This window comes from Sphingomonas sp. Leaf38 (assembly GCF_001421825.1).
Classification (GTDB): Bacteria; Pseudomonadota; Alphaproteobacteria; order Sphingomonadales; family Sphingomonadaceae; genus Sphingomonas.
The window spans coordinates 322,089-336,362 of record NZ_LMLD01000009.1; the positions used below are offsets into that span (position 1 = coordinate 322,089).

A 14,274-nucleotide genomic window follows, 5' to 3' on the forward strand; every position below is an offset into this window, starting at 1 on the left:
GTTCTGCGCCACGCGCCTCCCTTACCACCCCGGCAAAGGCCGGGGCCAAACGGGTGACGTTGCTGGGGAGCGCGGCCGTGCATCATTGCCGCCTCTCCATTTGGGCGCCGGTCCGCACCGGGGTAGAAACCGGATCGCGCTGGGGGAATATGCGATCTGATTCCCAACCGCCAAAACGCGTATTCATTGACAGCTAGGCACCGCATACCCACTAGTCCGGCATGACCACCGCAGTTCCGTCGCCAGTGTCGTCGGCCACCTCGTCGCGCACCATTTCCCTGCCATCCGACTTGGCCGGCTATATCGACGATCTCGCGACCGCCGGACACGGCGACGCCACCGCGATCCTGCGCACTGCGCTTGAACGGATGCGTGACGGCGCCGCGACGGCGACGAACGCCCCCACGAGCGGGGCCCTGATCGGGGGCGGCGAATGCGGCATGCTGGTCCGCCAGCGCGACTGGAGCACGACGTCGCTCGGGCCAATTGACTCATGGCCTGCCGAACTCCGCGTCACGCTTGCCAACATCCTCAACTCGCCGGTGGCGAAGGTCGTGATGTGGGGGCCCGAGCACATCATGCTCTACAACGACAGCTATCGCGCCGTCGCCGGCGACCGCCACCCCGCCGCGCTCGGCAGCCCGGTCGCGACCGCATTCCCCGAAGTGTGGGACTGGAACCGCACCGTCCTTGAGGCGGGCTTCCGCGGCGAGACCATCGCCTATCGCGACCAGCCAATCCTGTTCGAGCGCCCGACCGGTCCAGAGACGCTGACGCTCGACCTATTCTACACGCCCGTCTACCGGTCGCACGCCGGCGTCGGCGGCGTCCTTTGCACGATGGTCGACAATAGCGGTCGGGTCGAAGCCGAGCACCGCCTCGCCGCCAGCGAAGCCGAACTGCGCCGCGTTACCGACGCCGTGCCGATGCTGATTGCGTATGTCGACCGCGATCACGTCTATCGCCTCGCCAACGCGCAATATGAGGAATGGCTCGGCGCCGACCCAGCGGCGATGATTGGCAAACCCGTCCGCGAGGTGCTCGGCGACTCGGCCTATGCGGATCGCCGCCCGTCGTTCGATCGCGCCTTTGCCGGCGAGAGCTTCACGTCGCAGGCGATCTTTCCCCATCACGACGGTCGCTACCGCCGGTCCGAGTTCCGCTACGTTCCACATGTCGCGGCCGACGGATCGATCCCCGGCATCTATATCCTCGGCATCGATGTCGAGGAGCGCGCCGAGCGCGAGGCGGCGCTCGGCATCAGCAATGGCCGCTTCCGCACGGCGATGGACGCCGTCCACGGCGTGCTCTGGACCAACAGTCCGGATGGCCGGATGATCGGCGAGCAACCTGGCTGGGCGGCACTGACCGGCCAGTCGATCGACGAATATCAGAATTTCGGCTGGGCCGACGCGATCCACCCCGACGACGTCGCGTCAACGATCAAGGCTTGGACCGCCGCTGTCCTCAGCAAGTCTATGTTCGTCTTCGAACACCGCGTCCGCCGTTATTGCGGCACGTGGCGCACGTTCGCGGTGCGCGGCCTGCCGATGTTCGACGACGCCGGCGAAGTGATCGAATGGGTCGGCGTCCACACCGACATCACGCATCAGCGCGCCGCCGAAGCCGCCTTGCGCGAACAGGCCGAGGCACTCGCGCGGCAAGTCCGTCACCGCGAGCGCGCCGAAGACCAGCTTCGCCAACTCAACGAGACGCTCGAAGCTCGCGTCATCCGCGAGATCGACGAACGTCGTCAGGCCGAAGCCAAGCTCGCCCAGTCGCAGAAGATGGAGACCGTCGGCAAGCTCACCGGCGGCGTCGCGCATGACTTTAACAACCTGCTGCAGGTCGTGTCGGGCAATCTCCAGTTGCTCGGCAAGAACCTCGCCGGCAACGCACGCGCCGAACGCTGGGTCGAGAATGCGATGGCGGGCGTCTCGCGCGGATCGAAGCTCGCCGCACAGCTGCTCGCGTTCGGGCGTCGCCAGGCGCTCGAGCCAAAGGTCGTCAACGTCACGCGGTTCGTGCGCGGGATGGACGACATGCTGCGCCGCGCGATCGGCGAAGGCATCGAGATCGAGACCGTGGTCGGCGGTGGCCTCTGGAACACCTTCATCGACCCCGCGCAGATCGAGAACGCGCTCCTGAATCTCGCGATCAACGCACGCGACGCGATGGAGGGCCAGGGCAAGCTGACGATCGAACTCGGCAACGCGCATCTCGACGACGCCTATGCACAGGGCCATGACGAGGTCGAGGCCGGGCAATATGTGATGCTCGCCGTGTCCGACACCGGCACCGGCATGACCCCGGAGATCATCGAAAAGGTCTTCGAACCGTTCTTCTCGACCAAGAGCGAAGGCAAGGGCTCGGGGCTGGGCCTGTCGATGGTCTATGGCTTCGTCAAACAATCCGGCGGCCATGTGAAGATCTATTCCGAGGTCGGCGAAGGCACCACGATCAAGCTCTATCTGCCACGCGCGATGGAGAGCGAGGACGTCGAGGTCGTCGCCGATGCCAGCCCGATCTGCGGCGGCACCGAGACCGTGCTGGTCGTCGAGGACGACGACGAGGTGCGCGGCACTGTCGTCGAGCTGCTTACCGATCTTGGCTATAGCGTGCTGAAAGCTGTCGACGCGGCGAGCGCACTGAACGTCGTCGAGAGCGGCGTGCCGATCGATATCTTGTTCACCGACGTCGTGATGCCCGGCACGCTGAAAAGCCCCGAACTTGCGCGAAAAGCCAAGGAGCGCCTCCCCGATCTCGCGGTGCTGTTCACCTCTGGCTATACCGAGAATTCGATCGTCCATGGCGGCAAGCTCGATGCGGGGCTCGATCTGCTGTCGAAGCCATACACGCGCGAAGCTCTCGCGCGGAAATTCCGCCAGGTCCTCGCCAATCGCCAGCGTTCGGGCGGCCCCGCCGCCAAGGCCGCGCGAGATGCGCGGATCGAGGCCGATCGCCGGCTCGACACGCCTGCCCGCCGCACCGTGCTTCTGGTCGAGGACGACGCGCTGATCCGCGCCAATACCGCCGAGATGCTGCAGGGCAGCGGCTTCGTCGTGGTCGACGCGGCGAGTGCGGAGGATGCGATGACCGCGCTCCAGACCGTCCCGATCGACGCGCTGGTGACCGATGTGAACCTGCCGGGCATATCCGGCCCCGACTTCGCGCGGACGGCGCGCACGTTGCGGCCTGGCGTCGGCATCGTCTTCGCGACCGGGGATGCCGCATCGGTGGCGGATCAGACCGACGCGATCATGGTGGAGAAGCCGTACGGGCTCGACGCGCTGGCCGCCGCGGTACTGGCGTCGCTCGGCGAAACCGCGCTTGCCGATCCGCTTCAGGCGACGATCCCCGCGAACCGCCTGACGGACGTCGAGTAGCGCATCCACGCGATATCCCCGACTGGGATAAGGTCAAGAACACAGCCTGGAGAAGGCATGGGCCGATAAAACCGCCTTCGCGTGTCGGCGCTGTCTTGCCTGGCGGAGCGGGATCGAGACTGCACGTCGGCGGGCCGATTGATCGCCAGCGCGTCCGCCCCATATCCGAGCCGAAGGTTGCGCTCCCGCGACCAGAGGATCTGATTTGACCGATGATCGCGGCCCCAAGGCCAGCGCAGGACGCGCGATCCCCAGCGGCAGGCTTGCCCGACTTGGCGTCTTCGGACGTCTCGCCGGCGGTGTAGCGGGTGGCGTCGTTGCCGAAGGTGCGCGGCGTCTTGCCAGCGGTGAACGCCCCAGCATGGGCGACCTGCTCATGACGCCCGCCAATGCCACGCGGGTCGCGGATCAGCTCTCTCACCTGCGTGGCGCGGCGATGAAGCTCGGCCAGATGATCTCGATGGATGCAGGCGACATGCTCCCGCCCGAGCTCGCGACGATCCTCGCCAAGTTGCGTAACAACGCCCACCACATGCCACCGCAGCAGCTCGACCGGCTGCTTGGCACCGAATGGGGCAAGGACTGGCGGCGACGGTTCGCACATTTCCAGGCACACCCCGTCGCCGCCGCGTCGATCGGCCAGGTCCACCGTGCACGCCTCCCCGATGGGTCGGAGCTGGCGATCAAGGTCCAATATCCTGGCGTGAAGGACAGTATCGACGCTGATGTCGACAACGTCGCAACGCTGTTGCGTGTTTCGGGTTTGTTGCCCAAGTCGCTCGACGTCACACCGCTGCTCAACGAGGCAAAGCGCCAACTGCACGAGGAAGCCGACTATCTGCGTGAGGCGACGATGCTCGTCCGCTACGGCGCACTGCTGGCCGGTGAGAGCGCGTTCGTCGTGCCGTCGCTGGTCGCCGATCTGACGACGCCGCGCGTGCTGGCGATGAGCTTCGTTACCGGCGTTCCCGTCGAGACGCTTGAAACCGCGCCGCAAGAGATTTGCGACCATGTGATGCACGACCTGATATCGTTGGTCCTGCGCGAGCTGTTCGACTGGCGGTTGATGCAGACCGATCCGAATTTCGCCAATTACCGCTGGCAGCCCGACACAAAGAAACTCGTCCTGCTCGATTTTGGCGCGGCGCGCCCCCTACCCGCCGCAACCGGCGAAGGCTATCGTCGCCTGCTCACCGCGGCGCTCGCGGGCGACCGAGATGCAGTTCGCGAGGCGGCCATCGCCGCGGGCTTCCTTGGCGAGGCCGCGGTTGTCCGACACCGCGCGCTGATCGACCGGATGATCGACGTCATCCTAGGCGAGCTTGCCAAACCCGGCCCGTTCGACTTCGGCGACCGTGCGTTCGTCGGCGTTCTTCGCGAACAGGGGACCGAAATCGCACGCGATCGCGAGACGTGGCATCTCCCACCGATCGACACGCTGTTCGTGCAGCGCAAGATCAGCGGGACCGCCCTGCTCGCCGCCCGGCTGAAGGCACGCGTCGATATCCGAACGATGATCGCCACCTATTGCGCCGCGCCGGCAGCACGCTGACTCCGTCGGCCTGTGATGCCGAACCCGTGATGGCCGCGAGCATATGTGGCCATCAGCCCGGATAAAGAGCTGGCAAGTTCGGGCCGAATGCCTCTCAGCGGCGTTGGGGGGGGCTTCTGCACTGCAGCGGTTGATCGCCTGGTAGCCAAATGCTTGCTATTGCGGTCACCCCACGTCAGGCCATTATCTCCGGGGGGCTTGGTCGGTCACCGACGACGATATGACGGTAACCATCGACCAATATCTGCGGGCTGATCGCACGGCCGTTATAGGTCGAGGCCATCGCAGCGCCATATGCGCCGATCGTATGGATACCGCGAGGTCGCCGCGGACGACCGCGTCGATGTCGCGGCCAAGACCGGACGTGTCGCCGGTTTCGCACACCGGTCCGGCGATGTCTGCACGGATGCGCTCTCCCCGCGGCACGACCGGCTCGCAGCGGTGATAGGCATCGTACATCTCCGGTCGAGCGAGATCGTCCATCGCCGCGTCGACGATCGCGAACGGATGCGTTGTGCCCGGCTTGACCCAAATTACGCGGGTTAGCAGCACGACTGCGGCGCTAACGATCACCCGCCCCCGGTTCGAACGTCAGGCCGACGTCCCAATCGACAGTTACGCGCGCGACCATGGTCGCATACGCGGCAACCGATGGCGCGATCTCACCAGGTGCATAGCCGATACCCAGTCCGCCGCCGGGGTCGACCCGCGAGACCGTGTGACCACGTGCACGCAGCGTAGCGATCAGAGCGCCGATCCGGCAATACGCCTGTTCCAGCGGGGCAAGATCGCGCAGCTGGCTGCCAATGTGGACCGCAAGCCCGTACAATTCCAGACCGTCAAGCACCGACAGACGATCGTAGATGTCAGGCACGTCGGCGATCGCGACGCCGAATTTGTTTTCCTGCTTGCCGGTCGAGATTTTGGCATGCGTGCCGACATCGATATCGGGTTCACCCGCAATACGGCCGGTGCGGCCATCTCGGCATCGGTCTTGCCGACACCCGAAAACACGATGTCCTCGGACCGCATCCCGGCGAGCAGTGCGCGGCGTAACTCGCCGCCCGACACGATATCGGCGCCTAACCGCGATTAACGAGCAGAGTCAGGACGGCGGTGTTGGCATTGGCTTTCACCGCGAAGGCGATTCTCGCCCCATGGAAACCAGATACGGCTGTGCGAAGGTGTCTGCAGCATGCCGCAAAGCCTCTGCCGAATAGACATGGACCGGGGTGCCGACGTCGTCGGCGATATCGACAAGCGATTAACTGATTCGGCGGCGGTGACGACGGAGGCGCTCGGCATGGATCACCTCTGCCGTATGCCAGTGACCGCGACGTTCGGCCTGGAAGGCGATCGCGACGCGTTTGCCGTTGATCATCAGCGTCAGCCCGATGAGAACAAGGGGCAGCAGCAAGACGACCAATGAAGAATCCTCGACCGTTATCGCGGTGACGCCCGCGGCTAGCCCGAGCATGACCCCGGCGCTGCGCCATACAAAATCGCGCTTCGTCATGAGAGGCCCGTTTCGCCGCGCTTCGATCGCGGGGGCGCTGTACACGGGCTTGGGATGACGCGATCGCCCGCGCGCGACAACGCCGCAGCGACGTCTCCGTGCCACCGGCCGTTCCAGATGATCAGATCCGCGGGCAGATCATGTTCGTCACGCAGCGCGTCCGTAACGTCCGCGCTGTCGAAAATCACCCCGATCGCCGGATCACGCAGCGCTTTGGCAGCTGCTCTGGCCCGGACAATTAATGCCGGTGAACGATCGATCCCGCGCCCTTCGATCGCCGTGAAGCCCAATCTCCGCGCATGCTGCACCGCATGGAGTAACAACGATCCCGCGCCGCAATCGGCCTCGACGATGCGGACGGCGAAGCGCCCCCGTTCACGCAGATCCGCCAAAGCCGCTGCTATGGCGGGCCATCGTGCATCGTGACGCGCTGCGCGGCTCCCGGGCTGCGTGGTTGGCAAGGCTCGGATCATCGATCGCGAGCCTGGCGATCGAAGCGTTGCAACTGTAACGGAAGCGCGCGCGCGCTGGATATGGTGTCTCATCGCGACCCCCTCAAGCAGCACGCGCCATTGCCGTTTCGTACCCTGCAGCTGGGACGAACGACACGAGCGGGATCAGGGGTGCAATGGCGACCTCAACGGCCGCGTGGTAGAGATCCCGCTGGGCCCACGCATTGCTCATCGCCGCGGCAAACGAGACAAACCGTCCTTCGAGACGGCTGGCATTATCCTGAACGAGCCAATGCCCGGCCTTGTCCTGGCCGACATAGATGATGATGGCCGGTTGATCGCATTCCGGATCGGTGCCGACGGCATGTCTAGTGTATCCTCGCAATCGATACGAGCGGTGTTGCCCGTAGCGACGATCTATGCCGCACCGAATAGCGTTTCGAGATCCATCCCGGCATTCCGCATAGTGATACCATAGCTCGCGCAGCGCCCCGATCGGGTCACTCTCGCCCGCGCGGCTGCCGTCATCCGGTTCGCAACCATTGACGGAGGACCGCCGTGACCTCGCCGGGACGTTCCATCGGTGCAAGGTGGCCACAGCCGCGGACCAAGTGGAAGCGCGCGCCTGGGATACGCAGGCTCAATGACAGCGCATCGTCGGGCGTGCAGATCCGGTCGCGATCGCCGACTGCAACCAGTGTGGGCACGTGGATCGCGGCGATCGCCTCGCTGATGTCGGGACGGGCGAGCAGCGCGCGCTGCTGGCGTTCGAACACGACCGGCCCGACGCGGTCCGCCATCGCCTGCGCGGGGCCGCTGACGTTCGCGGACAGATGCGGGTCGGCGTGCGGCGCGGTGGCGAGCATCCCCTGCCCCGCGACGGTGCGCGGGCGGACGTCCATCGATCCGCGCGTACCGAACAACGCGATGCGCTCGATCCGTTCGGGCGCCTGGCGGACCATCTCCATCGCGACGTAGCCGCCCAGGCTGACGCCTGCGACCGCGAACCGCGGCGGTGCGTCGGCGAGCACACGCGCCGCCATGGCCGACAGCGTATCGTCCTGCGACAGGTCGCCGAACTCGACCTGCGCGAGACCGCCGAGATCGACGATCTGCCGCGCCCAGAGCTGCCCGTCGCAGCCCATCGCGGGGAGAAGCATCAGCGGCGTACGCGATCGAACCATGCGAAATCTCCGGGAACGGCGGGTTGCGGGGATGCTCACCTCAGGCGACGAACGGGAAGGCGAGTGCGATCATGCCGACCAGCGTCATGACGACGCAGACGGCAATCGCGGGGACGAGCGTGAAGCGCTGGTGATCGGCCAGATCGATCCCGACCAGGCTGACCAGCAGGTAGGTGGACGGCACCAGCGGGCTGAGCAGATGGACCGGCTGGCCCATCAGCGACGCGCGCGCGATCGCCTCGGGTGCGACGCCGTAATGCGCGCCGGCCTCGGCGAGGATCGGCAGCATCCCGAAATAGAACGCGTCGTTCGAGATGAAGAAGGTGAACGGCATGCTGAGCAGCGCGGTGATCGGCGCCATATAGGGCCCCAGCACAGGCGGGATCACGCCGACGACGGCCTTGCTCATCGCCTCGACCATGCCGGTGCCCCCCAAAATGCCGGTGAAGATGCCCGCCGCGAAGATCAGCGAGACGACCGCCAGCACGTTGCCGGCATGCGCGGAGATACGCTCCTTCTGGTCGGCGACGCCGGGATAGTTGACGATCATCGCGATCGCGAACGCCAGCATCATCAGCACCGACAGCGGCAGGATGCCCCAGACGAGCAAGGTCAGCAGCGTGACGACGAGCGCCGCATTGAACCAGATCAGCTTGGGGCGGCGAGCCTCGGGATATTGCGAGACCGCCATGCCGGTGAACTCGGTGTCCGCAGTGATCCCCGCGTCACCCATCCGCACGCGCTCCTTGCGACCGAAATACACGGCAAGCCCGATCAGGAACGCAAGGCCGGCGATCATGCCAGGGATAAGCGGCAGGAACAACGTCGCCGGATCGATCTTCAGCGCACTCGCGGCGCGCGCCGTCGGCCCGCCCCACGGCGTCAGGTTCATGATCCCGCTCGTCGTCATCAACAGGCAGACGAGGTAAAGCCGGTTCATGTTGAAGCGCTTGTAGAGCGGCAACAGCGCGGCGATCGTGATGATGTAGGTGGTCGACCCGTCGCCATCGAGGCTGACGAGCGCGCACAGCACGACCGTCCCGATCAGGATCCGCATCGGATCGCCGTGGACCATCCGGATCAATCGCCCGACCAGCGGATCAAACAGCCCTGTGTCGGTCATCGTCGAGAAGAACAGGATCGCGAACAGCAGCATGACGCCGGTCGGCGCGAGATTCTTGATGCCGTCGATCATCATCGGGCCGAGACCGGCGGCCTCGCCCGCGAACACGCCGAAGATCGACGGAATCACGATGAGCGCGACTAGCGGCGTCATCTTCTTGGTCATGATCAAGGTCATGAACGTGGCCACCATCAGGAAGCCGAGCAGGGCAAGGTTCATCGCATCGTCCTAGGAAAGGGCGTGAAAGAGAAGGTTGGAGTGTCCGCAACGGAACGGTGGAATGAGCCACCTCGCACTCCAGCCAGCATCAGAACGTAACACCGACGCGGGCACTGAGCGTTTGGCCGCTGTCGTTGCCGACATAGTCGCCGGCGCGGTTGTCGGTATTCCACTGGATCGCGTTCACCTGGAAGCGGGTGAAGGAATTGAGGTACCAGTTGACGCCGACGGTTGCCGCCCAGCCGTCGCCGCCGGTCAGCAGATTGTCGAAGTCGAGGCTTTCGTAGCGCGCGGTGAGCTCGATCGCGCCGACGCCGCCGTCGAACGTCGGCTTCAACACCTTGGGCTGGCCGAAGCTGCCGAGCCGCGGGTTGTACGGCGGCAGATCGCCGGTCAGGAACAGCCCGCCCGAGACGCTCCATGCCTTGCTGACGAAATCGGGACGCCCGCCGTCGAGCCTTGCGTTGCGGCGGCCCGCTTCGCCCATCACCCACAAGGGCCCACGATAGCCGCCGAGCTCGACGCCATAGCCGGTCGTACCCGTGCCGCCGATCAGCGGTCCGGTCGACACGCGCAGCGCGCCGTTGAAGCGGCCGCCGATCACCGTGTTGCGCGTCAGCGTGCCCGCGACCGACGACAGCGACTCGTCGAAGCCCCAGGCGCCGAGATGGAGCACGCCGGTATCCGACTTGATTGGGTTCCAGTGCGCGCGGCCGAGCACGGTGCGGCTGTCGCCGACGGTCTGCGTCCCGTCGATCCGGTCGCCGGTGACGGTGAGCGACGCGTGGCCGGTCTTCCAGAACACGCGCGGCATCACGCCGATCCCGTAGAACCCGCGCTGCGGGATGATCGCGGTCGAAACCGTGCTTCTCTCCAGGAACGGCGTCGAATCCGAGCCCGTCGAGCCCTCGAAGCTGCGGTCGTTGAACAGATGGCCGGCGCGGACATCGTAATCGAGGCCCGGTTTGATCTTGTTGCGCCAGCCGACGAACGCGGTGACGACGTCGACCTCGTTCTCCGAGAAGTCGCTCTCGAACTGGTAGAAGAAATGCGGGCCGACGCCGCCTTCGAGGCCAAGGCGGAGCGCGCGCATGCCCGTCGTCGTGATATTGCGACCATCATATTTAGAGCCGAAGCTGGAACTCACATCGGTCAGGATGCGCCCGCGCGGCTTGAACGTGTACACGCCGTCCGCCGAGTGGAAGACGGGCAGCCCGGCGCCCCATTCGGTCGTGACGCCCGAGGGATTGTCGCGAGCGGCCAACGCCTGGGCGACGCTGCGATCGGCCGGCCCCGGGGGCGCAAGCTGCGGCGCGAATGGAACGGTTCGACGTGGCTCGTTATTTTGCGCGACGGCCTGCGGCGCCACCTGCACGGGCGCGACCGGCGCGGTCGCCTGCGCGACGGCAGTGACATTCTCAAGCCGATCGAGCCGCGATTTCAACGCCGCGATCTCGGCCGCCTGCGCGCGGACCAGCGCGGCAAGGTCGGCGTCGCTCGGAGTCTGCGCTAGCGCGGGCGTCGCCGCGATCAGCGCGAGTGCGGCGCACCCGGTACGGAAGAGGGTCATTGGGCTTGGGCTCCGGTGGCGAGAATCGCGGTCCAGTCGCGCAGGAAACGCTGGCGCTTGACGCGGTCGAGGTTGACGAGAAGTTGCGGTCCGACGCGGATCGGTCGGGCCTGCGCGGTGGGAAGACGGCGTGCCGCGACATCGGTACGGACCGGCCACAGGCTGCGCCTGGCGAGCAGCGACTGCCCCTCGCGCGAGAGCAGGAAATCGAGGAAGAGTTTCGCCGCCGCCGGGTGCGCGGCCTCGCGCGCGATGAACGCGATCCGCGACGTGACCAGCGTATAGTCCTGCGGAAACACCACGCCGATGCGGCGGTCGGTGCGCGCGCGTTCAAGCGCGTAGGAGCCGATGACGTTGTACGCGATCGCCTGCCGCCCCTCGGCGACACCGCGCAGCATCGGCTCGGTGGTCAGCGACAGGACGGGCTTCGTGGCGGCGATCGCCTCCAGCAGCGACCGCGTGTCGCGCGTCGTCGCCATGTCCTGCGTCAGATACAGATAGCCGGTGTTCGACCGCGCGGGGTCGAACGTGGTCACCTTGCCCGCGAACGCGCGCGCGTTCTGCCGCAGCATCGCCTCGAGCGCGGCATGCGTGCGGGGTACGCGCGCGGCGGGGATCAGCCGCGTGTTGTAGACGATGCCGATCGGCTCGGCGGTGACGCCGAAACCCATGTTCTTCCACACCGACTGCGGCGGCAGCGCCGGCTTTTCCGGGCTGGCATAGCCTTGCGCGAAGCCGTCGTTGATCAGCTTGATCTGCAAGTCCATCGCCGACGACCAGACGATGTCCGCGGACAGCCGCCTGGCGCGGGTCTCGGTGACGAAGCGGCGATACATCTCGGTCGAGCCGAGATCGGCGTACAGCACGGTGATCCCCGGATACCGCTTCCGGAACGCAGCGACCACCGGCAGCAACTCGGCGCGATCGGCATTGCCGTAGATCCGCACCTGCCGCTCGGCGCGCGCGTCGGCGATGATCTGATCGTAGGAACGCGGATAGCCGGCCGGGCGCTGCGCCACGACAGCCGTCGCGGTGACACTCGTAGCCAGCATTGCGATCGTCAGAAAAATTCGGGCCATCATCACTCTCCTCGCCTTCCGTCTCTGTGTTCGGATAGACTGCATCGGTGGAGTACGAAGCGAACCTGTCACCAACCTTTCACGCCGATCAGGCGAAGGACGAGCCGTTGTGCGCATCCTGCTGATCGAAGACGACGCGGCGCTCGCGCGCAGTATCGCCGCGCTGTTGCGTGCCGGCGGCAACGCGGTCGATCACGTCGCGACCGGCGAGGAGGCGCTGTCGGTGGTCGCGGGCGAGCCCTATGCGCTCGTCATTCTCGACGTCGGGCTGCCGGGTATCGACGGGTTCTCGGTGCTCGAAACGCTCAGGCGGCGCGGCGAGCGCGTGCCGGTGCTGATGCTCACTGCGCGCGATGCGCTCGACGACCGCGTGCGCGGGCTCGATCTCGGCGCCGACGATTATCTGCGCAAGCCGTTCGAGCCCGAAGAGCTGGAGGCGCGCGTGCGGGCGCTCGGCCGGCGGCGTGGCGGCGATCCGCTGCCAGTGCTCGTGGTCGGGACGCTGACGATCAACCGGTCGTCCGGCGACGCTGATATCGCCGGCCGCGCGCTCGACCTGCGTCGCCGCGAACGCGCGGTGCTGGAGGCGCTGGCGACGCGTGCCGGCCGCGTGGTGCCGCGCGAGCTGCTGATCGGCGAGGTGTTCGGGTTCGACGAGCCGGTCGGCGACAACGCGATCGAGGTCCATGTCACGCGGCTGCGGACGAAGCTCGCGCCCGACGGCCCCGGTATCCGCACGGTGCGCGGCGTCGGCTATATGCTCGATGCCGGCTGAGCGCGCGCCGGCGCTGCGGACGCGGCTGCTGGCGGCGGTGCTCGGCCCGCTGTTGGCCGCCGCGATCCTGATCGGCGTGGTCGGCGCGACGCTGATCGCCGACGTCGTCCGCCGTACCAACGACCGCGTGCTCGGCGGCGCACTCGGCGCTATCGCGGAGACGGTGCAGGTGGAGCGCGGCGAGGTGACGCTAGACCTTCCCGCCGCGGCGTTCGGAATGCTGGAGAACACCGAGCGCGACAACGTCTACTACCGCGTCGCCGTAGGGAACGATCTGCTGACAGGCTATGCCGACCTGCCCTCGCCAGACCCCGCGACGCTCGCGGTCGACGTGCCGCGCTATCGGTTCGCGCGCTACCGCGACCAGCAGATCCGCATCGCCGAGGTCCGCCGCTCGCTCCCCCGGATCGACCAGCCGGTCATCGTCCAGATCGCCGAAACGCTCGACAATCGGGGCGCGCTCACCCGGCGTCTAATGCTCGCGCTGCTGATCGGCGAATGCGTCCTGGTCGGCGCCGCCGCGCTGTTGTTGCGTCCCGCGCTCGGCTGGTCGCTGCGCCCGCTCGCGCGCCTGCGCGGCGCGGTCGAGGCGCGCGACGAGCGTGCGCGCCCCGATTTCTCACCGCTCGACACGGGGCCGCTCCCGAGCGAATTGCGGCCGCTCTCCGGCGCGTTCGATCGGCTCCTGGCTCAGCTCGACACCGCCACCGTCGGCGTCCGTCGCTTCACCGCCGATGCTTCGCATCAGATGCGCACGCCGCTGTCGGTACTGAAAGTGCAAGTCGCGCTCGCCCGCCGCGGATCGGATGCCCAGCGCATCGAGGCCCTCGACGAGATCGCCGACGCGATTGTCCGCCTCGAACGGCTGGTGACCCAGCTCCTCGCGCTCGCGCGTGCCGAAGAAGCCGGCGTGTCCGCTCCGCTGGAGGCGGTAAACCTGCGCGAGGTGGCCGCGGCGGTCATCACCCGACACTTCAGTCAGGCGATCGAGGCCGGTATCGACCTGACGCTCGAGGGCGACGCGCAGGTTGTCCCGATGGTACCCGGCCACCGCACGCTGATTTTCGAAATACTCGCCAACCTGATCGACAATGCGATCCGCTACAACCGACCGGGCGGCACGGTGACGGTTACGATCACGGTCGAGCCTTCCGGGACGTCGGTCACCATCGCCGACGATGGTCCCGGCATCGCCGCTGCGCACCGCGACACGGCGTTCGACCGTTTCGTCCGGTTCGGCGACATCAACGGCCCGGAAGGCAGTGGCCTGGGTCTCGCAATCGTCCGCTCGGCCGCGGCACGGCTGGACGCCACCGTCGGGTTTGGCGACGCGGGCGTTGGCACAACCGTCATCCTGCGCTTCCCGCAGCCGCTGACTAGCCCCGACGACACCGCATAAAACCACGTCATGTGGATCG

11 protein-coding genes and 1 pseudogene are annotated in these 14,274 nt (G+C 66.7%); 4 read left to right on the forward strand and 8 right to left on the reverse strand.

From position 1 onward, the window contains the following. Positions 1–221 precede the first annotated feature (221 nt). Both ASE88_RS03790 and ASE88_RS03795 read left to right on the forward strand, forming a co-directional pair. Entirely contained in the window at positions 222–3,386 is a 3,165-nt protein-coding gene (locus ASE88_RS03790; RefSeq protein WP_082466173.1) for a PAS domain-containing protein, read from the forward strand. Between the two features lie 205 nt (positions 3,387–3,591). After that, on the forward strand, positions 3,592–4,938 hold the full coding sequence (locus tag ASE88_RS03795; protein WP_056475561.1) for an ABC1 kinase family protein: 1,347 nt from the start codon (positions 3,592–3,594) through the stop codon (positions 4,936–4,938). Between the two features lie 175 nt (positions 4,939–5,113). On the opposite strand, the pseudogene ASE88_RS03800 reads toward ASE88_RS03795, so the two are convergent. The 8 genes and pseudogenes from ASE88_RS03800 to ASE88_RS03835 form a co-directional block, all read right to left on the reverse strand. Then, a pseudogene (locus tag ASE88_RS03800) lies at positions 5,114–6,190 on the reverse strand (diaminopimelate decarboxylase). Between the two features lie 12 nt (positions 6,191–6,202). Then, on the reverse strand, positions 6,203–6,454 hold the full coding sequence (locus ASE88_RS03805) for a hypothetical protein (protein WP_056475565.1): 252 nt from the start codon (positions 6,452–6,454) through the stop codon (positions 6,203–6,205). Next, on the reverse strand, positions 6,451–6,846 hold the full coding sequence (locus ASE88_RS03810; protein WP_235525659.1) for an SAM-dependent methyltransferase: 396 nt from the start codon (positions 6,844–6,846) through the stop codon (positions 6,451–6,453). Before ASE88_RS03810 ends, ASE88_RS03805 begins: the two co-directional genes overlap by 4 nt. Before the next feature lie 163 nt (positions 6,847–7,009). Continuing rightward, the gene (locus ASE88_RS03815; RefSeq protein ID WP_056475568.1) at positions 7,010–7,291 is read right to left on the reverse strand and encodes a hypothetical protein; all 282 of its coding nucleotides are present in this window, start codon (positions 7,289–7,291) and stop codon (positions 7,010–7,012) included. A 139-nt stretch (positions 7,292–7,430) separates the two neighbouring features. Continuing rightward, positions 7,431–8,090, reverse strand: coding sequence for an alpha/beta fold hydrolase (locus ASE88_RS03820; RefSeq protein WP_055876219.1), 660 nt, complete (start codon positions 8,088–8,090; stop codon positions 7,431–7,433). A 40-nt stretch (positions 8,091–8,130) separates the two neighbouring features. Continuing rightward, positions 8,131–9,432: a CitMHS family transporter gene (locus ASE88_RS03825; protein WP_055876222.1), complete on the reverse strand. Its 1,302-nt coding sequence runs from the start codon at positions 9,430–9,432 to the stop codon at positions 8,131–8,133. Between the two features lie 88 nt (positions 9,433–9,520). Then, positions 9,521–11,002, reverse strand: a complete 1,482-nt coding sequence (locus tag ASE88_RS03830; protein WP_055876226.1) for an OprO/OprP family phosphate-selective porin — start codon at positions 11,000–11,002, stop codon at positions 9,521–9,523. Then, positions 10,999–12,081: an ABC transporter substrate-binding protein gene (locus ASE88_RS03835; RefSeq protein ID WP_056476373.1), complete on the reverse strand. Its 1,083-nt coding sequence runs from the start codon at positions 12,079–12,081 to the stop codon at positions 10,999–11,001. Before ASE88_RS03835 ends, ASE88_RS03830 begins: the two co-directional genes overlap by 4 nt. A 109-nt stretch (positions 12,082–12,190) precedes the next feature. Here ASE88_RS03835 and ASE88_RS03840 point away from each other — a divergent pair, with 109 nt between their 5' ends. Continuing rightward, positions 12,191–12,856 carry a response regulator transcription factor gene (locus ASE88_RS03840; RefSeq protein ID WP_200910139.1) on the forward strand — a complete coding sequence of 222 codons (666 nt, stop codon included), beginning with the start codon at positions 12,191–12,193 and terminating at the stop codon, positions 12,854–12,856. Next, on the forward strand, positions 12,846–14,255 hold the full coding sequence (locus ASE88_RS03845; protein WP_056475571.1) for a sensor histidine kinase: 1,410 nt from the start codon (positions 12,846–12,848) through the stop codon (positions 14,253–14,255). Before ASE88_RS03840 ends, ASE88_RS03845 begins: the two co-directional genes overlap by 11 nt. The last annotated feature ends 19 nt before the right edge of the window (positions 14,256–14,274 follow it).

Bases quoted from the DNA above. Each gene is read 5' to 3' on its own strand.
- ASE88_RS03790 (WP_082466173.1), top strand. From the start codon at position 222: ATGACCACCGCAGTTCCGTCGCCAGTGTCGTCGGCCACCTCGTCGCGC.
- ASE88_RS03805 (WP_056475565.1), bottom strand. From the start codon at position 6,454: ATGACGAAGCGCGATTTTGTATGGCGCAGCGCCGGGGTCATGCTCGGG.
- ASE88_RS03820 (WP_055876219.1), bottom strand. From the start codon at position 8,090: ATGGTTCGATCGCGTACGCCGCTGATGCTTCTCCCCGCGATGGGCTGC.
- ASE88_RS03825 (WP_055876222.1), bottom strand. From the start codon at position 9,432: ATGAACCTTGCCCTGCTCGGCTTCCTGATGGTGGCCACGTTCATGACC.
- ASE88_RS03830 (WP_055876226.1), bottom strand. From the start codon at position 11,002: ATGACCCTCTTCCGTACCGGGTGCGCCGCACTCGCGCTGATCGCGGCG.
- ASE88_RS03835 (WP_056476373.1), bottom strand. From the start codon at position 12,081: ATGGCCCGAATTTTTCTGACGATCGCAATGCTGGCTACGAGTGTCACC.
- ASE88_RS03845 (WP_056475571.1), top strand. From the start codon at position 12,846: ATGCCGGCTGAGCGCGCGCCGGCGCTGCGGACGCGGCTGCTGGCGGCG.